Source organism: Zobellia nedashkovskayae (assembly GCF_015330125.1).
In the GTDB taxonomy this organism is placed as follows: Bacteria; Bacteroidota; Bacteroidia; order Flavobacteriales; family Flavobacteriaceae; genus Zobellia; species Zobellia nedashkovskayae.
On the sequence record NZ_JADDXR010000002.1, the window covers coordinates 3,753,985 to 3,773,722 of the forward strand.

The 19,738-nt window shown below is 35.8% G+C and carries 17 protein-coding genes; 9 read left to right on the forward strand and 8 right to left on the reverse strand.

All coding sequences use genetic code 11. The features are described 5' to 3' along the window. Positions 1–669: 669 nt before the first annotated feature. Positions 670–1,533, reverse strand: a complete 864-nt coding sequence (locus IWB64_RS15310; protein WP_155596529.1) for a sigma-70 family RNA polymerase sigma factor — start codon at positions 1,531–1,533, stop codon at positions 670–672. 170 nt (positions 1,534–1,703) lie between these two features. On the opposite strand from IWB64_RS15310, the gene IWB64_RS15315 reads away from it, so the two are divergent. From IWB64_RS15315 to IWB64_RS15330, 4 genes are all read left to right on the forward strand, one after another. Next, positions 1,704–2,213 (forward strand): DUF6155 family protein, encoded by a 510-nt coding sequence (locus IWB64_RS15315; RefSeq protein WP_194534834.1) that lies wholly within the window; start codon positions 1,704–1,706, stop codon positions 2,211–2,213. Positions 2,214–2,215: 2 nt separating this feature from the next. Continuing rightward, the gene (locus IWB64_RS15320; protein ID WP_194534835.1) at positions 2,216–3,145 is read left to right on the forward strand and encodes a 2-hydroxyacid dehydrogenase; all 930 of its coding nucleotides are present in this window, start codon (positions 2,216–2,218) and stop codon (positions 3,143–3,145) included. 197 nt (positions 3,146–3,342) lie between these two features. Further along, positions 3,343–4,854: a DEAD/DEAH box helicase gene (locus IWB64_RS15325; RefSeq protein WP_194534836.1), complete on the forward strand. Its 1,512-nt coding sequence runs from the start codon at positions 3,343–3,345 to the stop codon at positions 4,852–4,854. 68 nt (positions 4,855–4,922) lie between these two features. Continuing rightward, a complete protein-coding gene (locus IWB64_RS15330) occupies positions 4,923–6,167 on the forward strand; it encodes a glycosyltransferase (protein ID WP_317171984.1) in 1,245 nt (414 codons plus the stop codon). A gap of 22 nt (positions 6,168–6,189) precedes the next feature. Here IWB64_RS15330 and IWB64_RS15335 read toward each other — a convergent pair whose 3' ends face one another. The 4 genes from IWB64_RS15335 to IWB64_RS15350 form a co-directional block, all read right to left on the reverse strand. Then, positions 6,190–6,597, reverse strand: coding sequence for a response regulator (locus IWB64_RS15335; protein WP_194534837.1), 408 nt, complete (start codon positions 6,595–6,597; stop codon positions 6,190–6,192). Positions 6,598–6,603: 6 nt separating this feature from the next. Continuing rightward, positions 6,604–8,841, reverse strand: a complete 2,238-nt coding sequence (locus IWB64_RS15340) for a PAS domain-containing sensor histidine kinase (protein ID WP_194534838.1) — start codon at positions 8,839–8,841, stop codon at positions 6,604–6,606. Positions 8,842–8,904: 63 nt separating this feature from the next. Further along, positions 8,905–9,312, reverse strand: coding sequence for a response regulator (locus IWB64_RS15345; RefSeq protein WP_194534839.1), 408 nt, complete (start codon positions 9,310–9,312; stop codon positions 8,905–8,907). Between the two features lie 6 nt (positions 9,313–9,318). Next, positions 9,319–11,934 (reverse strand): PAS domain-containing sensor histidine kinase, encoded by a 2,616-nt coding sequence (locus IWB64_RS15350; protein ID WP_194534840.1) that lies wholly within the window; start codon positions 11,932–11,934, stop codon positions 9,319–9,321. 363 nt (positions 11,935–12,297) lie between these two features. Here IWB64_RS15350 and IWB64_RS15355 point away from each other — a divergent pair, with 363 nt between their 5' ends. Further along, positions 12,298–13,140, forward strand: a complete 843-nt coding sequence (locus IWB64_RS15355; RefSeq protein ID WP_194534841.1) for a 1,4-dihydroxy-2-naphthoyl-CoA synthase — start codon at positions 12,298–12,300, stop codon at positions 13,138–13,140. A gap of 280 nt (positions 13,141–13,420) precedes the next feature. Here the strand turns inward: IWB64_RS15355 and IWB64_RS15360 are convergent, their stop codons facing one another. Beyond that, entirely contained in the window at positions 13,421–14,749 is a 1,329-nt protein-coding gene (locus tag IWB64_RS15360; protein WP_194534842.1) for a serine hydrolase domain-containing protein, read from the reverse strand. A 100-nt stretch (positions 14,750–14,849) separates the two neighbouring features. Between IWB64_RS15360 and IWB64_RS15365 the strand changes: the two genes are divergently transcribed. Genes IWB64_RS15365 through IWB64_RS15380 form a run of 4 tightly spaced genes read left to right on the forward strand, consistent with a single transcriptional unit; the run spans position 14,850 to position 18,417 of the window. Next, positions 14,850–15,809 (forward strand): 2-hydroxyacid dehydrogenase, encoded by a 960-nt coding sequence (locus IWB64_RS15365; RefSeq protein WP_194534843.1) that lies wholly within the window; start codon positions 14,850–14,852, stop codon positions 15,807–15,809. A gap of 33 nt (positions 15,810–15,842) precedes the next feature. Further along, positions 15,843–16,259 (forward strand): 3D domain-containing protein, encoded by a 417-nt coding sequence (locus tag IWB64_RS15370; RefSeq protein ID WP_194534844.1) that lies wholly within the window; start codon positions 15,843–15,845, stop codon positions 16,257–16,259. Continuing rightward, entirely contained in the window at positions 16,256–16,954 is a 699-nt protein-coding gene (locus IWB64_RS15375) for a peptidoglycan recognition protein family protein (protein ID WP_194534845.1), read from the forward strand. The genes IWB64_RS15370 and IWB64_RS15375 overlap by 4 nt, the downstream gene beginning before the upstream one ends. Continuing rightward, complete coding sequence (locus IWB64_RS15380; RefSeq protein WP_194534846.1) at positions 16,951–18,417, forward strand: M14 family zinc carboxypeptidase; 1,467 nt, start codon at positions 16,951–16,953, stop codon at positions 18,415–18,417. The genes IWB64_RS15375 and IWB64_RS15380 overlap by 4 nt, the downstream gene beginning before the upstream one ends. Positions 18,418–18,431: 14 nt before the next feature. On the opposite strand, the gene IWB64_RS15385 is transcribed toward IWB64_RS15380, so the two are convergent. Continuing rightward, complete coding sequence (locus tag IWB64_RS15385; RefSeq protein ID WP_194534847.1) at positions 18,432–18,608, reverse strand: hypothetical protein; 177 nt, start codon at positions 18,606–18,608, stop codon at positions 18,432–18,434. A gap of 210 nt (positions 18,609–18,818) precedes the next feature. Continuing rightward, positions 18,819–19,646 (reverse strand): OmpA/MotB family protein, encoded by an 828-nt coding sequence (locus IWB64_RS15390; protein ID WP_194534848.1) that lies wholly within the window; start codon positions 19,644–19,646, stop codon positions 18,819–18,821. Positions 19,647–19,738: the final 92 nt, after the last annotated feature.

Sequence of the window (19,738 nt, forward strand, 5' to 3'; positions counted from 1 at the left end):
TCCTTTTAATTTAAAGTAGAAAAAAAATATTTAAACAGGTAGAACAAAGTAGCATAGATTGGTATCATAATTGATTATATAGCTTGTGTTACCTGTAAACATTGGCTTTAAAAAACGACAAATAGTTGAAAAACAGTATGAAACGGGTGAACGGTCCAATTTTAACGACGAAATACATCCTTGATTTGCGACTCAAAAATTGATTTATACATGATTAACAGGTTTTACAACATGTTTTATTCGTTACACCACATTTTGTTGTTGAAAGCTGCCTTAATTAATAAGTTTACATCATAATAATTGAGACACCGAATCAAAATAACAATTTAACCTATACAGTTATGCTTTACGATACTTACGGAGAAGAATATTTATCATTCCTTCAAGACTTAAATGAAATTTTAAGCTTAAATGAATTGGTAGAGTTAGATTACATGTAAATTAGGATCCCAAATCCATCAACCTTTAAAACCTACAACTATGTCAAAACAAAACCCAGACAATGCAGCGTATTTAAATTTCATTGAAAATTTGAATGAAATTCTAAACAGCGAACAAATCAGTAAATTGAATTTTTCTTAGTTATTTAGTGAATATTAGTTGTTCAAAAAAAAGCCCTGACGATAAAACGTCAGGGCTTTTTTATATGTGATAATGTTTAGAAAAAGACTATCCTAAATAAGTCTTCAATAATTTACTTCTTGAGTTGTGGCGCAATTTTCTAATGGCCTTCTCACGAATTTGACGGACTCTTTCCCTCGTTAGGTCAAAAGTTTGGCCAATTTCGGCTAAAGTCATAGACTGTTGATCACCAATACCATAATACAATTTAACCACATCGGCTTCTCTTGGAGACAAGGTCTCTAAAGCGCGGTTGATCTCTGTATTAAGAGACTGCTGCATTAGTATCTTATCCGGTCTAGGAGATTCCCCGCTACGAAGTACATCATAAAGGTTAGAATCTTCTCCTTCACGAAGGGGCGCATCCATAGATACATGCCTTCCTGAGTTTTTCATGGATTGCTTTACCTCACTAACCGTCATCTCTAGCTCTTTGGCTATTTCTTCGGCAGAAGGTGGTCTTTCATGAGCCTGCTCCAAATAAGAAAAAGTCTTTTTTATCTTATTTATAGAGCCAATTTTATTTAAAGGTAGGCGCACAACACGAGACTGTTCGGCAAGTGCCTGAAGAATCGATTGGCGAATCCACCATACGGCATATGATATAAATTTAAAACCACGGGTTTCATCAAAACGTTTTGCAGCTTTCACGAGCCCAAGATTACCTTCGTTTATTAAATCGGGTAACTTTAAACCTTGATTCTGATATTGTTTGGCCACGGACACTACAAAGCGTAGGTTGGCTGTAGTTAGTTTTTCTAGTGCTGCTTGATCTCCAGCTCTAATCCTTTGTGCTAGTTCCACTTCCTCAGACGCATTGATCAGATCAATTTTACTGATATCCTGCAAGTACTTGTCCAATGATTTTGATTCACGGTTTGTAACCTGCTTGATAATCTTTAGTTGCCTCATATATCTAGTATGTTTAGGGTTGCTACAAGAGTACAGTATACATTTTTATTACCGCTTTTCCAAAGATTTGTGAGTATTGTTATACATAAATTATGAGAACTTTGAGATTTGTAGTACGAATCTAGGCGGATTCTCTTCGTTACGCTATTTTTGAATTCAAATCACGAAAAATGAGTAAGCGAAAGCTAAAAAAGTATCTCAACGAGATTGATAAGGATGCTATAGAAGAACAACTTCTTGACCTTTATGACCGTTTTCCTGAGGTAAAAGAGTACTATAATTTCATCTTTAACCCCAAGGAAGACAAACTTGTTCAGGAAGCAAAAACTAAAATTAGTAGTGAATACTTCCCTGTTAGACGCAGAAGACCAAAAGCTAGGCGTTCTGTGGCCCAGAAGTTTATAAAACATTTTATTAAACTAGGTGTGGATCCACATCTCATTGCAGATGTTATGCTCTATAATTTAGAGATTGCACAAGTATTTGAGAAAAACCGTAATATACCAGATGCTTTTTATAAAAGTATGATGAATTCGTTTACGGAAGCCGTTCAGTTTATTTCAATAAATGGACTTCTTTCAGATTATAAAGAGCGAATCGTTAAAATTTACACCATAACAGAAGAGCGGAATTGGGAATTTGGCGAAGGATTTTCCCGAGCTTTAGATATCATAGATTAAGTATGGCATTAGTAATTATAAGACAAGATGGTAGAATTAAACTTTGGAAAGAAGCCCTTTTGGCTCAGCAACCTGATTTAGAAGTTTACAGCTATTTAGAAAATCACCCTAAAGATGAAATAGAAATGGCTCTAGTTTGGAAGCATCCAGACGGCTCATTGGCAGATTATCCTAACTTGAAGCTGATAGCGTCAAGTGGGGCAGGGGTAGATTTTATTTTTGAGGATAATACAGTTCCTAAAAACTTGCCAATTACGCGTGTGGTAGATGATATGCTAGCCAAAGATATGAGTGAGCATGTATTGGCAGTTATCTTTAGTCACCTTAAAAATCTGGATAGATATAGGATTAACCAAACAAAAGGTATTTGGCAACCCATGCAATATAAACGTATTTCAGACTTTACTGTCGGTATTATGGGATTGGGCGCTCTTGGTAAAGAATTGGCTACAGACTTGGTTAAATACGGGTTTAAAGTTCAGGGTTGGGCTAATTCTAAGAAAGATATAAATGGCGTGATCTGTTTTGCTGGTGAATCTGGTTTTTCTGGTTTTCTGGAAACCACGAAAATTATGGTATGCCTTTTACCATTGACCGATGCCACTACCGGAATTTTAAATAAAGAAGTTTTTAAGCAACTTCCTAAAGGGGCGTTTTTAATAAATGTGGCCCGTGGTGGTCATTTAGTAGATGAGGATTTATTAGAAATGTTAAATAACGACCATTTATCCGGAGCTGGGTTAGACGTTTATCATCAAGAACCTCTTTCAAAGGAACATCCATTTTGGCACCATGAGAAAATTCAGATGACACCTCATTATGCTAGCGTTTCCGATACGGATTCTGTAGTGCCACAGATTTTGGAAAATTACAATAGGCTACGGAAAGGACGTCCATTACTAAATGAGGTTATAATGGATAAGGGATATTAATCCCCCGCTCATTCTCTCTATAATTACTTGAATAAAGTCATATTATAAGGGATGGATGGTGCTTTCCTTTGTTCTTTTTAATGATTTAGGTGGAATAAATTTCAGATAAGTACAAATTTCCTTTAATTTTGTAAAATTCAAATTTTGGGACGCCCCCGCATATGTATTATAATTGAACGCTAAATTTTAGAACCTACTTGGAGTTAAAAAAAGATACAACCGAAAAGCAATTATACGATTATCAGATTGAAGATCTGAATACTATTTTCAAGCATCTTGAAGACCCTGAAGAAAATGGGAATTTGTTGTACCAATTGCCTACTGGTGGTGGTAAAACTGTGGTTTTCTCTGAAATTGCTCGTCGTTATATTGAAAAAACGGGAAAGAAAGTTGTAGTACTTACGCACCGTATAGAATTGAGTACGCAGACTTCCAAAATGCTGAAGAGTTTTGGTGTCAAGAATAAGATTATCAATAGCGAAGTAAAAGAACTTAATGACCAACATGAGTTTATGTGCTTTGTTGCCATGGTGGAAACCTTGAACAACAGATTGCAGGAAGAAAAGGTGGAAATTGATGATATTGGCTTGGTTATTATTGATGAGGCGCATTATAATTCTTTTAGAAAACTCTTTAAATTTTTTAAGAAATCCACAATTTTAGGGGTTACGGCAACTCCTCTGAGTTCCAATATAAAATTACCCATGAAGGACAACTATCAGAAGTTGATCGTGGGTGAGTCTATAGGTGCCCTTATTGAGAGAAAATTCTTGGCAAAGGGTAACATGTATAATTACGATGTTAGCCTACAGAGTCTTAAACTAGGTATTAGTGGTGATTATACGGTAAAATCTTCTGATGAGCTTTATAGCAATCAGAGTATGTTGGGTAAACTACTGTCTGGTTATAAAGAGATTGCAGAAGGTACTAAAACATTAATATTCAATAACGGTATCAACACGTCTCGTTACGTGTATGAAACGTTTAAAAAGGCAGGCTACAACATTCGCCATTTAGATAATAAAAATACGGCTACGGAACGTAAGGAGATTTTAGAATGGTTCTCCAATACGCCAGATGCTATTCTTACTTCAGTAAGTATCCTCACCACTGGTTTTGACGAACCATCTGTAGAAACGATTATGCTTAATAGGGCTACACGCTCGCTTACGCTATATTTTCAAATGATTGGTCGTGGTTCTCGTGTTTTACCCAATAAGAGTGAATTTACGGTGGTAGATTTAGGAAATAATGTTGCGCGTTTTGGACTATGGAGTGCACCTATTGATTGGCAGGAAATTTTTCATTTTCCAGATTTCTATTTAGAAAACATTAAGAACGACGAAGAGATAGAAAAAGAATTCGTTTACGAAATGCCTGCGGCACTTCGTGAAAAATTCAAAGATTCAACCAATATTGAGTTCAATATAAAAGAAGAATACAAAAAGGTTTTTGCAGAAGGTCTAAGGTCCAAAATTGTATTGGAACGCAGTATTGACCAACATGCTCAAATTTGCGTAGAGAACTCAGAAGATGTTTTTGATGCTCGTATTCTAGCAAAAGAATTAAAAGAGGAGATTAAGTACCGTGTACGTCAATATTCTTACTGCATTATGAACAACACCAAAAACTACAAAGAGTGGTTGGAAGAGGATTACGAACGAAAATTACGTTCAAGTATCTCCAAGATGTTTGCAGAAAGAATGTAATTTTCTAATGGAAAATTAATTGGCTGTAGTTTAGATATCAGATATTTACAGGAAATAAGTAAAGCAAAGTGAAGCAAAACGTACTTTTAGTTATTGGTTTTACTTGGCCTGAACCTACTTCTACGGCTGCGGGAAACCGAATGTTGCAACTTCTGGATTTCTTCAAAAAAGAAGGTTACGAAATCGTTTTCACGAGCACTGCCTCTAAAAGCGAACGCTCACTAGATCTTGATGCTTTAGGTATACAATCTAGGGATATTGCGTTGAACGACTCCGGTTTTGACGGTTTTATAAAAGAGATAAATCCTACGGTTGTATTATTTGACCGGTTTTTGACCGAAGAACAATTTGGGTGGCGCATTTCTGAAAATGTTCCCAATGCTATTAAAATACTTGATACTGAAGATTTACATTCTCTTAGAAAGGTAAGAGAGGTTTCTCATAAAAAGAAGGTCCCATTTTTAATACGTACCTGGTTACAGGAAGATATTACCAAACGTGAAGTTGCAAGTATTCTGCGCTGCGATCTTTCCTTAATGGTTTCTACTTTTGAAATACAACTGCTGACCGAAACTCTAAAAATTGATGCGAATCTACTTTTACATCTTCCTTTTCTTTTGGAGAAAATAACATCTATAGAACAAGAAGTATGGCCAGATTTTGATGAACGGGTAAACTTTGTATGCATAGGCAACGGAAAACACGCACCAAATGTGGATGCCGTGTTATGGTTATATCAAGAAATTTGGCCGTTGATTAGAAAAGCATTACCGAAAGCAGAAGTTTTTATTCATGGAGCATATATGCCACAACAAATTAATCAGTTACACAAACCGGAAATTGGTTTTTTGGTTAAAGGTTGGGTAGAAGATGTAAATAAGATATTTACAAACACACGCATAAACCTTGCTCCATTGCGTTTTGGTGCAGGTATTAAGGGAAAGCTTACCACGGCAATGGAAAATGGCACACCAAGCATAACAACTCCTATAGGAGCGGAGGGGATGCATGACAGTTTACCATGGTCTGGAGCCATAGCGGAAACATCACAGGATTTTGCCCGTGAAGCAGTACAATTGTATACTAATAAAAAGGATTGGCAGAAAGCACAGCAGAATGGAGAGGCGCTTATTAACCAATTGTATAATAAGCACAAACTAAGTGAACGATTTTCTTTAGTATTGTATAATCTACAGCAAAATTTAGAAGAGTACCGCATTAAAAATTTCATGGGGAATTTAGTGCAGCACCAAACCTTGCAGAGTACAAAGTATCTGTCTAAATGGATAGAAGAAAAAAACAAGAAGAAATAGTAGCCCAGATTTTAACTGGTTTCTAAAACTGTAACGTGTTTTCTATTATCTCCTTTAGCTTGTCGCTTTTTAAGGGCTTTGACAAGTAATCTACAACAGATGTATAGCTTTTAGCTTTCTCAATATCTTCGGGGTCTACGGACGAAGAAACCATATAAATTGGAATTTTCTTCGTTAGATTGGCCTCAATATTTTTATAGGCCTCTAAAAACTGAAACCCATCCATAATTGGCATATCAATATCTAGTAAAATTAGATTTGGTAGCGCGTCTGGATCGTTCAGGTTAGCAGTGATACAATTAATAGCTTCTTCTCCGTTAACAAAAACAGAAGTTTTATGTTCAATCTTAGAAAATTTTGCCGATTGGATAATAGTAAACCTATAAATATCGTCGTCGTCAATAATACATAGGTGAAAAGGTTTTGACATATTTTTTTAAATAAAATGAACACTAAAAGTTGTGCCCTCGTTGACTTTACTCGTTACTGTTATTTTTCCGCCCATAGCTTCAATTTGAGTTTTGGTCATAAATAAACCAATTCCTTTTGCTTCTGGGTGATTATGAAAAACTTTATTTAAACCAAATATTTTGTGGCCATGCTTTTCTAGGTCTATTCCCAGGCCATTATCCTTAAAGCTTAAAATTATTTTTCCATTATCTAATTTTGAAGTAATCTCTATTTCTGGAACGCGTTCTGGAGATTTATATTTCAAAGCATTTCCAATTAGGTTCTGAAAAATGCTTTCCATGTAGATCCTATTATAGCGAATTGAATTCACTGCTGAAAAATCACTTTTAATAACCGCTTTCGTTCTTTCTATTTCTGTAGAAAAAATTTCTTTCGTTTTTGCCAACTTATTACTAAATGAAAGTTCACTACGTTCTAATGAATTATGGCTTTTAGCACTCAATGCTTCTATTAACGTATTGAGAGTAAGTGAAAGGTGGGAGATTACCGTTTCAAATTTTTTGAAGAGCTCGCTACGCTCTTCTTCACTCCCCATCATTTTGTAGATTTCCACAAGAGAATTCAAATTACTTACAGGTGCCCGCAGGTTGTGAGAGGTAATTTGTGTAAAGTCTGCAAGCTGGTTATTTTGAGCGGTGAGCTCTTCGGTCAGTATTTCTAAATCTTCTTTTGCTTTTAAAATCTTATCCTCGGCTATTTTTGAGGAGGTAAGATCTCGTACAGCCATAGATATCAATAGTCCTTCATCTGTTTGTAATGGACCAAGGGTAATTTCTACTGGAATTTCTCTTCCAGATTTGTGCGTTAGGTAGAAATCTACGCCAAGATCTACAATTGTTACCTCCATATTATTGAGAAATTTTTCTCTATGTGGAGCACGTATTTCATCAAATCTTGAAGGAATAAGGGTATTTATGGACTTGCCTACTAATTCCTCAGAAGTGTAACCCAGTAAGCTCTCTGCTTGTTTGTTCACCATTTGAATCATATTCTCACTAGCTACTATTATGGTTGCACTAGGAGCGGAATCAACAAGCCCTTTAAACTTAATTTCCTGTAGTTGTTGTTCAGTTATATCCTGACAGGTACCTGCTAATTTTACTGTATTTCCATTTTCATCAACCTCAACATCACCCAATAATCTAATCCACTTTAATGTACCGTCTTTTAATAGGATGCGATGTATAATTTTATCAAAATGTTTTTGCTCTATTGCCTGGGCAAAATGGGCCGTAACTTCTGCTTGATCTTCTGGGTGAACACATTCAAAATACGTATTGAATTCTAGTTTTATATTTTCTTCCTGCTTAAAAAGGTAGTACAAATTGGCAGACCAGTATACCTCATCTGTAAGCGTATTAAGCTCCCAATGACCTAATAAAGCCTTTTGTTCTGCAAAAATTAAGAGCTCATTTTTTTTAGTTAACTCAGCCTCAATTGTTTTATAACTGGTAATATCCTGTGAAATACCTAATATATTCGTGAGGTTTCCATCATCATCCAAAATAGCATCTCCTGAAACTTGAATAATGCGTACTCTGCCATCTGGCATTACCATTCTGTGGTTAAAACTTTGGTAATGTTTGGTTTTAATATTATGTGCTATTTGCTTTCTTACGAATTCTCTGTCTTCTGGATGAACTTTGTCTATTAAAACACTCAGAGGTACTGGAGCGTCCGCAGGAACACCAACAATGTAAGTCATATTTTCTGAGCACATTAAAGTATCTGAATTAGCATCCCAATTCCAATGACCTAATTTTGCTTTGTGTTCAGCAAATTTTAATAATTGATTATGTCTTAAAAATGTTTCTTGAGTTTGTTTGGTTTTTGTAATGTCTTGTATGATCCCTGCAATTGCAGTGCATTTTTCATTTTCTAATTTCCGTGTAGCTATGACATGTAGCCATATCACAGCTCCTTCTGGGGTTTTAAACTCAAGTTCTTGGTCAAAATGTTCACCTGTTTCCAGTAACTTTTCTATACCGTCTTCAATTAGAAATGTTGTAGCATCAGGCTTGTTATATGGTGAATTATCACCTCTTTTTACTACAGTATCGTAGGGTATACCCAATACCTCACAAGTAACCTTGTCCAAAGTATAAATACCGGTTTCTATATTTAAATTCCAAGTACCAATGCGTAACATATCGCGAATGGTTATCGCGCTAGTATCATCCATTGTTTTTTTATCATTTTTCATATTCATGAATAACTAACTTGAAATTTTCATTTAGCAAAAATGCAAGTGTATAGCTTTAGGTTCTTAACCTTCTAATGTTTTTTCTATTATTGCTTTAAGTTTCTCGCTTTTTAAAGGTTTTGATAAATAGTCAATAACCGCTGTGTAACCTTTGGCCCTTTCTATATCTTCAGGATCTACGGATGATGAAACCATATATATAGCAATTTTCTTACTTAGATCGGTTTCAATCTCTCTATAGGCTTTTAGAAACTGAAAGCCATCCATAATAGGCATGTCAATATCCAATAAAATAAGATTCGGAAGCGCATCAGGGGTATCCTGATTCTCTTTAATAAAATTTATGGCTTCTTCCCCGTTAGGGAAAACAGAGGTCTTATGTTCAATCTTAGAGAATTTTGCAGATTGAATAATTGTAAACCTATAAATATCATCATCATCAACAATACAAAGGTGAAAAGGTTGTTGCATATTTTTTTAAATAAAATGAATATTAAAAGTAGTGCCTTGGTCTACTTTACTTGTTACGGTTATTTTTCCGCCCATAGCTTCAATTTGGGTTTTGGTCATGAATAGACCAATTCCCTTTGCTTCTGGGTGGTTATGAAATACTTTGTTTAAGCCAAATATTTTGTGCCCATGCTTTTCTAGGTCTATTCCGAGCCCATTATCTTTAAAGCTCAAGACCACTTTTCCATTATCAATTTTGGAACTTATCTCTAATTCAAGAATACGTTCTCTGGACTTATATTTTAAAGCATTACCAATTAAATTTTGAAAAATACTTTCTAGATAAATTTTATGGTAACGAATAGAGTTTACTTCTGTGAAGTCACTTTTAATAACTGCTTTCGTTCTTAGTATTTCTGCTGTAAAAATTTCTTCGGTTTTGGTTAACGCATCACTAAACAGGAGATCACTGTGCTCTAAAGAATTGTGGCTTTTTGCTACTAACGCTTCTATGAGCGTATTGAGGGTTAACGTTAGATGAGAAATTACAGTTTCAAACTTTTTGAATAACTCATGACGTTCAGTTTCATCATCCATTTGCCTATAAATATCCACAAGTGAATTTAAATTGCTTACAGGTGCCCGTAGGTTATGAGAGGTAATCTGGGTAAAGTCTGCAAGTTGATGGTTTTGTGCGGTAAGTTCTTTGGTTAATAGTTCTAAATCTTCTTTAGATTTTAAAATTTTCTCTTGGTAATTTTTTTCAACAGTAACATCTCGTACAACAACAGATAAAAGAATGTCTCCCTCTACTTGCAACGGCCCTAGGGTTATTTCTACGGGTATTTCCTTTTTCTGCTTGTTTATCATGTAAAAATTCACAGAAATATCATACGTTATAATAGAGGGGTTGTCAAAAAAAGCTTGCCGTAATGGAGCACGCTTTTCATCAAATCTTGAAGGAATGAGAACTTCAATAGATTTACCTACTAATTCTTCTGATGTATATCCAAATAAGTTTACGGCTTGTTTGTTGATCATCTGTACGATATTGTCCTTATTTACAATAAATGTAGCATTAGGAGCAGATTCTAGCAAACCTTTAAATTTCCTTTGTTCCGCACGTTGCTCGCTTACATCTTGTAGGGTTCCTATCAGTTCAGTTGCTTTACCCGATCGATCAAGACTTGCTGTAGCTAGCAGCTCTACTGTTTTAATTACCCCACTTTTTAATATGATACGATGTATTACACTTTCAAATTTTTTATTTTCTAAAAGGGTATTTATTTTTTGCGTTACTTTCTCTCGATCATCTGGATGAACAAAACTGAAATAGGTGTCGAAATGAATTTCTGACTTTTCTTCAATTTCAAAAATGCGAAATAAGTTTGTAGACCATTTTATTTTATTGGTATTCAAATCCCATTGCCAGTTACCAGTTTTTGTGATTTGTTCTGCGAACCCAAGTAATTGATTTTTACGCAAGAGTTCATTCTCAAAGTTTTTTTGATCTGTAATGTCTTGCGAAATACCTAAAATGTTTAAAATATTTCCGTCTGTATCTGTATAAACTTCTCCGGTCACTTTAATTTGCCTAAGCTCTCCACGCATAACAATCGGATGCGTAAATTCAACAAATGATTTCGTTTCAATAGTTTCATCTAATACATCGAGAATATCTTGGAGATTTTCTGGAGGAACATCCCTTAAAAGGTCACTCTTGGTAAATTCAACATTTCTTTCAATACCAAGAGCATCTGCCATATTAAGGGAACAAGTAAATAAATCAGTTGCAAAATCCCACTGCCAATAGCCAAAATGGGCTTTCTGTTGAGCGGTAAGAAATAATTTATTTTTTTCAAAAAGCTCATCCTCAAAACGCTTTCTTGTGGTAATATCTTGAGAACTGCACATGAAACCGGTTAGGTTATCAGTATTGTCAAAAATAGGTTCTCCTAGAACCTGAATCACCCGTTCAGAACCATCACTTGTAATATAAGGGTGCTGAAGATTAGTAAACGATTTATTTTTTATTGAATTTTCTAAATGCTTTAGTACCTGTTTTTTATCTTCTTGGGGAATACCTTCCGTTAACTTCTCAATAGTAATTTGTTCACCATCGGGAGATCCAATTACTCGGGATATGTTTTTAGAGCAGGTAATTAAATTATTTTTCAAGTCCCATTTCCAATGTCCTAGTGCAGCCTTATTCTCCGTATAATTTAAAATTTCTTTTTTTTTGAATAATTCGATTTCAGAATTTTTCCTTACCGTTATGTCCTGTATCATTCCGGATACCTTTATACAGCTGCCATTTTTATCATAATTACCTTTTCCAATTAATACCACCCAAATAGAGTTTCCTTCAGGAAGGAACAATTCTACTTCATGATTAAAAGAAGATTTTTGTTCTATAGCTTTAGCTAATGTTTCTTGTATAATGGCCCATTTGTTTTCGGTAGAGCAAAAGGGAGGCTTTTCTTTTGCATTTAGTATAGTGTTATTAGGTAACTGAGTAATTTCACAAGAGATGTCATCAAGCATGTACGTCTCAGAAGATGTATCAAGTTGCCAGTAGCCAATTCTTGCAATCGCATTTAAATCGGTAATTGAAACATCTATGTTTTGTTTTATTCTGTCCATTAGTTATTTATAATACTCTAATTTAACAAGAAAAAGATTAGAGTAGCATAGTGTATAACTTTCTTTATAAATAAAGGTATTCTTTAGTTCTTACATTTGAAAATTGTGTAAAAATATAATATATTAATGTAATATGCTGTCAATTAGGGTGTTTATTGATGTTTTTACTAATAAAAAACCTACAATTGGACTATTTTGAAAGTAATACTATCTTGTCTGTATATAAAATGGTTATAAAAGCGTAGTTTTTTGAAATTATAGCATATTTACCATGAATGATTTAAGCTTTATTTCCTACAAGTCTTAAACAAAGGTTTTTTCTTTTTTCAAATTGCTTTACTTTGCAGCGTTTAAACTTTTATTATGCAAAAGCCAGATTGGACAATAGCCAAAGAATTTGAAGATATCACCTATAAAAAGTGTAACGGAGTAGCTCGTATTGCTTTTAACCGGCCTAATGTACGTAACGCGTTCAGGCCAAAAACTACTAGTGAGCTGTATCAGGCTTTTTATGATGCTCAAGAAGATACTTCTATAGGCGTTGTTTTGCTTTCTGCGGAAGGGCCATCTACCAAAGATGGTATTTACTCATTCTGTAGTGGTGGTGATCAAAATGCTAGGGGAGACCAAGGTTATGTTGGAGAAGATGGTATGCACCGTTTGAATATTCTAGAAGTGCAACGTCAAATTCGTTTTATGCCAAAAGCGGTTATCGCTGTCGTGCCAGGTTGGGCGGTAGGCGGCGGACATAGTCTTCACGTAGTTTGTGATCTTACTTTAGCGAGTAAAGAACATGCTATTTTTAAACAAACGGATGCTGACGTTACCAGTTTTGATGGTGGTTATGGCTCTGCTTACCTGGCTAAAATGGTTGGCCAGAAAAAAGCGCGGGAAATCTTTTTCTTAGGGAGAAACTACTCTGCTCAAGAGGCATATGAAATGGGGATGGTAAATGCAGTAATTCCACATGACGAATTAGAAGACACTGCTTATTCATGGGCGCAAGAAATTCTTGAAAAATCGCCAACTTCAATAAAAATGCTAAAGTTCGCTATGAACTTAACGGATGATGGTATGGTAGGCCAGCAAGTATTTGCGGGCGAAGCCACGCGTCTGGCTTACGGTACGGAAGAAGCAAGAGAGGGTAGAAATGCCTTCTTGGAAAAGCGGAAGCCTAATTTTGGTAAGAACAAGTATATTCCTTGATTTTCAGAACAAAGTATTTTCATCTTTAGTTTGAAGGTTTTAAAGGATACGAACCTGTTAAAACTAGAAAAAGCCCATCCGTTAGGATAAGGCTCTTTCATCGAGAACACTATATGAAAATGAAAATTTTACTTCTTGTTTTTTATTACACTGTAAACTTACCCTGAAGCTGCATTACAACGAAACTATTGTTGCAAGGCAAGGGAAAATTGTTGTGTAAATACAATAAAAAGATATGTAAGTTTTTTCTTGTGCTTTCGTGAGCCAGAAACGATGCTATTTATTTAATAGCGGCCAATACATTTTTTAGGAAAAGGTTAATATCAAAATCAGGATCTTCGGCAAGACCGGTTCTTACGACTACAACATCTTTAGACGGAACAATAAAAACACGCTGTCCTTGGTACCCGTTCGCAGAATAGAGGTCTCTAGGTACATCTGGGTATTTTCCGTTGGCATTGAGCCAGAAATGACCACCGTAGGTGCCATCTGAAAGTATTGTGGGTTCGGATACGTAACTTACCCAAGAGGAATCAAAAAGCTGTTCTCCATTCCAGTTTCCTTTGTTTAAGTACAAAAGACCAAACTTGGCCCAATCCCTGGTATTGGCCCATGCATAGGAAGAACCTACAAAATTCCCTTTCATATCAGTCTCCATAAGCATACTGCTCATTCCAATTTTATCAATAAGCGCTTGGTAAGGGTAGTTGATATATTCTTGGTGTGTTTTAAATTGCTTTCTTAAAATACCCGACAATAAATTAGTGGTGCCGGAAGAATAGTTCCAAACTTCTGTTGGTGCAGCAATAGCTTCCTTTTCACCTTGTGCTTTGGTCATATCTGGATCCATAAAAAGCATACGCGTTACATCAGAAATAGAAGTATAATCTTCGTCCCAGGCAAGTCCGCTTTGCATACGCAGCAGATGGTTCAACGTTATTTTTTTTCTATCGTCTTTTTCCCATCCTGCTAACAACACAGGTTTATTTAAGTCTAATTTCCCTTCATGTTCTAAAATTCCGTACAAAGTAGCTAGTACACTTTTGGTCATACTCCAACCCAAAATAGGCGTGTCCTTGCTAAAACCATCTAAATACTTTTCTCCAATAATATGGTTTTTATGAGCCACCAAAACGGTTCGTGTTTTTTGCACTTCGTTATTGGTAAAAGCTTGGTCCATTGCTTTTTGTAATTGGTCATAGTCTACATTTGCAAAAACAGTGTCTTTGGCCTCTTTGTCTCCATAAGGAAATGCTAAGTTATTGTCGTTTATTAAACGCTGCGGAACAGGAATCTTGGTGTTAGGGTCATAGTCTTTGTTGACCAGCGTACAGCCCAATCCTTCTCTACAGATAGCTTTTCGCTCCATAAGTCCAAAAACCGAAGCGGTAGCGCTCTTGCCATCTGTCTCAACATCTGCAAGGTTAATAAGAGGAACGTCATTATCGTTTAAAACAACGGACTCGGCACTTCTATTGGTTAGAAAAACGGTAGAGGCCATATTTTTGGAGGCATAACCAGAGATAAAATTGAGTTTGGGGAAATTAAAATATACTGCCACTGCTAGAATTACGAATAAAATTAAAAGTATGCGTTTGAAGATTTTCATATAAACTTTAAAGGGTTGTGAAAATTAAAAATATACCTATAACGGAACAAAAGTAAAGGAATTTGTAAAACCGTCTACAAGATTTTATAAATTGCTTTCTATGAAAGTACTCGCACCACTTAATATTCCGGATGCAGGAATAAATTTATTGAAAGAAGAAGGCCTTGAAGTTACTAAATGGACCAAGGATTTACCAATGACAAAAGAAGAGTTTTATGAGGCAACTGCTAAACATGATGCGCTTCTGAGTACAAGTAATTATCCTTTAGATGCAGCCTTTTTAAATGCGAATAAGCACCTCAAAATTATATCGCAATATGCCGCAGGCTATGATAATATTGATTTAGCCGAAGCAAAAAAACTAGGTATACCAATAGCTAATGCACCCAATTCTATGACAGATGCCACTGCCGATGTGGCTTTTATGCTCATGTTGGCCGTATCTAGAAGAATGTTATATATGCATAAAACCATAGCGAAAGGAGAATGGCAACATTTTAGACCTCAGGCACATTTAGGCTTTGAACTAAAAAACAAGACCGTTGGTGTTTTTGGTTTGGGAAGAATAGGATTTGAATTTGCACGAAGGTGCAAAGGAGCTTATGGTATGACGGTTCTTTATTGTAATCGCTCTGTCAATTTAGAAGCAGAAGAGGAGCTGCAAGCAAAAAAAGTAACTTTTGACGAGTTGTTAGCGCAAAGCGATGTTGTTTCGGTTCACTGCGCGCTTACAGAGGCCACAAAACATAAGTTTGATGCCGCTGCATTCAAAAAAATGAAATCGTCCGCAATTTTCGTTAATACCTCTAGGGGACAAGTACATCATGAAAAAGACTTGATAACCGCTTTAGAATATAACGAAATATGGGGGGCAGGTCTGGATGTTACCGACCCAGAACCTATGAAAAGCGATAATCCTTTGCTTTCTATGGAGCGGGTGGCGGTTACTCCACATATTGGCTCTGCAACGGTAGAGGCCAGAAATCTAATGTCCGTTTTCGCGGCAGAAAACATAATTGCACTTCATAAGGGAGAACCGTTACCATACCCAGTTTCTTAAAATTATGTAGCTTTAAAGTAAATCTCTTTCGCTATGTACAAAAAGATAACCTTGTTTTTGTTGCTGTCTTTGCTATGTAATGCGTGTACCGAAAATGATAAAGATTACGTCTGGAAAACGAAGGAAGTAGATGTAACTGCTTACAATTCTGTGTACTGGCAAACAGACGATGAGCCCGGTGTGGCGGCCTGGGGAGATACTTTAATACCCGGTATGAAAACCATAGCGGTATCGCAGGATTTATTGCATTTGGGTATAGGACAAGGCACGCAAGTAAAGATAAATGGGCTAGACGGTATTTATGTGGTAATGGATAAAATGCATAGCAGATGGGAGAATAAAATCGATATTTACATGGGGGTTGATGTGGAGCGAGCTAGAAATTGGGGTAATAAAAAATTAAAAATCAAATACCGTGTTAAACGGGAAACCAATACAAAAGATGAATGATTAAAAAATTTAGAATACTCTTTCCTATTTGCAGTTGCGTCTTGTTCTTGCATTGTAAACCAACCAAGGAAACAGTACAAATTCCTAAAATTATAGATAAGCCGATTGTTTTTGACGAAAACCGAAAACAATTGACTTTAGAATACTTGAAAAACAGGTATGGGCTTATACAAGAGACTACAGAAATAGCACCAAAAATAATCGTGCTGCATTGGACGGTTATACCAACATTAGAAGAATCTTTTGAGGCTTTTAATCCTTCTACTTTACCAAACTGGCGGCCAGAAATAAAGGATGTAAGCGGATTGAATGTATCCTCACAGTTTTTAGTAGACCGTGATGGCAGTATTTATCAACTACTGCCAGAAACCATTATGGCAAGACATGTTATTGGCTTAAATCATTGCGCTATTGGAATTGAAAATGTAGGAGGTACTGATGCATTACCTTTAACGCAGGAGCAGGTTAAATCTAATATCGCTTTGGTAAAATACCTAGCCAACAAATATGCTATTGATTATCTAATTGGGCATTATGAATATATTCTCTTTGAAGACCATCCTTTGTGGTTGGAAAAGGACAAAGGCTATCGTACCGTAAAAACAGACCCAGGAGAAGATTTTATGCACAAAGTAAGACAAGCTACCAAAAACCTTAATTTTGAACCTATACCCAAAAAACCGACTACCCTATGAGAGTACAGATTACCGCTTTGTTTCTTATTGCCAGCTTATTTTGTAGCGCGCAACAGAAAGATTTGACCACCCTGCTTTACGATACTTATGAAACGTATAAAGAGCCTTCGCTTAACAAGAGACGTATTAAGCATTTTGATTTATACCCTTTAATTGAAAAATACCGCAAAAACGATAAATTCAAAGTAAGCCGTGTCGGCACCTCTATTGAGGGGCGCCCATTGTCGCTTATTAGCATTGGACAAGGAGAAACAGATGTTTTTCTTTGGTCACAGATGCATGGGGATGAGCCTACGGCTACTCAGGCTATTTTTGATATTTTCAATCTTTTTAATAGTCCGGATTTTAAAGCCGAAAAACAAGAAATACTGGCCAATTGCACGTTGCATTTTTTGCCGATGCTAAATCCGGATGGGGCAGAGGTTTTTAGACGAAGAAATCGTTTGGGTATTGATATTAATCGTGATGCGTTGCGGTTACAATCTCCCGAAGGGCAAACTTTAAAAAGGGTTCGGGATAGTTTAGATGCAGATTTTGGTTTCAATTTACATGATCAAAGTACATACTATAATGCAGAAAGAACTGAAAAACCTGCTACTATATCATATTTGGCTCCAGCGTATAACTATGAAAAGGATATTAACGAAAAGAGGGGCAACGCCATGAAAGTAATTGTCTTTATGAATAATATCATTCAAAAATATGCTCAGGGACAAGTTGGTCGTTACAATGACGACTTTGAGCCAAGAGCCTTTGGGGATAATATTCAAAAGTGGGGTACAAGCACTATTTTAATTGAGTCCGGTGGATATCTTGGTGATGTAGAAAAGCAAGAAATCAGAAAACTGAATTATGTTTCTATTCTGGCCGCCATTTATTCTGTTGCTACAGAAAATTACAAGGAGATTGCCTTAGAGGAATATGAAAAAATACCAGAAAACGACCGGAAACTTTTCGACCTTAAAATAGAAAACGCAACCTATTCACTTTTAGGAAAAGACTATATTTTGGATATAGGTATGAACCGTTTAGAAGTAGATAAAGAGGAACATAAAGATTTTTGGTATAGTAGTCGTATTTTAGATCAAGGCGACCTTTCTACCTATTATGGGTATGAAACTTTGGATGCCACAGGATACACGATAACACCCGGAAAAGTGTATCCGGACCTTGTATCCTCATTTAGCGCCTTGGCAGCTTTAGATATCAAATCTTTATTGAAATCTGGGTACACCTACGTACGTGTGGTGAACATTCCTTCGGAAAACTTGGCATCACCTTTTCCAATCCATGTAATTGGAAAGAAATTTGAAGTGCCAGAATTTTTAGTTGAAGTAGGGATTAATCCTACCTTTCTTCTCAAAAAAGGAGGCAATATAACGCATGCGGTAATCAACGGTTTTCTTATCGACCTTAATAGCGACAAGAAAACTAATTTTAAAAATGCAATGATTTATAGGTAGGAGATTTTCAGCTTTTAATAACCGAATCTCATAGCCATTTCAGCCATTTCAGAAGCCTGAAAACCAATTTTAAAGTACATTGTAATTGCAACTGTAGCTATAATTGCAAATAACGAAAGAGTTAAAGCCTGGTACCATTTAGGCATTCCGTTTAAAGCGGTGTTCTTGATAATAACTGTTAATACATCCATGTGTTCTAATTTTGTCATTTAGCACAGCATTTGTTCTCGGATGTAGGTTTTCATTTTCGAATATGGGGGTTCTCATTTTCTTTAGACAGCGAAGTAGCCAAAAACCCTACTTAATATTGTTTTAATTCGTTAAACCGCATAAAAAAAGGGAGAACGGTATGTTCTCCCTTTTTCAATCACCAAGTCTATAAACTCAGTATTAAATAGGTCTTAAAGAGACTCAGCATCTAAAAGTGCGAAGAACTTATTTAAGTTAGGAATGATAACGATTTTAGTTCGTCTGTTCGTAGCTCTGTTCTCTCTAGTGTCGTTCTCTACTAATGGCAAGTAGCTACTTCTACCGGCAGCAATCATCTTAGTTGGATCAACATTGTATTTGTTTTGAAGGATGTCTACAACGCTAGTAGCACGCTTTACACTCAAGTCCCAGTTGTTACGGAACATTTCGGTGCTAATAGTTTTAGAATCTGTGTGGCCTTCTACCATTACTTCCATGCTTGGCTCAGAGTTGATTACTTGCGCTAATTTCTCAAGAATCTTATTGGCTTTGCTGCTTACACGGTAACTACCGCTGTTGAAAAGAAGTTTGTCAGATATATTGATCATAACAACAGTCTTATCAATGTTTACATCTACATCATCATCTTCATCAGAGATAGATTTTTTCAATTTGTAAGATATAGCCAAGTTCATAGAATCTTGTAAAGTTTCAGCACCTGCCAATTTGGTAGGGTCAACTTTTGCAAGGGTAGCTCTCATTTTTGCTTTAGTATTATTGCTCATTACGGCAACATCATCAACAGAAGTCATTTGGCTATCGTTGATTTCTTTTAAAGAACCGATTTTAGCATTGTACTCAGCAACACGAGCTTCAATCTTAGTCATTTTCCCTTCAAGCTCTTCCTTTTCAACTTGGGTCTTTGTTAATGCGCTTTGCGTTTCAGATAAGTTGTTCTCAAGAGCAACAAATTTTTTCTTAGAAACACAAGATGCCATTAGAGTAACGGCAAGCGTACTTAGGATAATAGATTTTTTCATTTTTAAATGTTTTGTTATAAAGTATTTTGACTTATTAGTAATACGAAGTTGATGCGTGATTGGATGTTAAAGGGCCATTAACATTATCGACT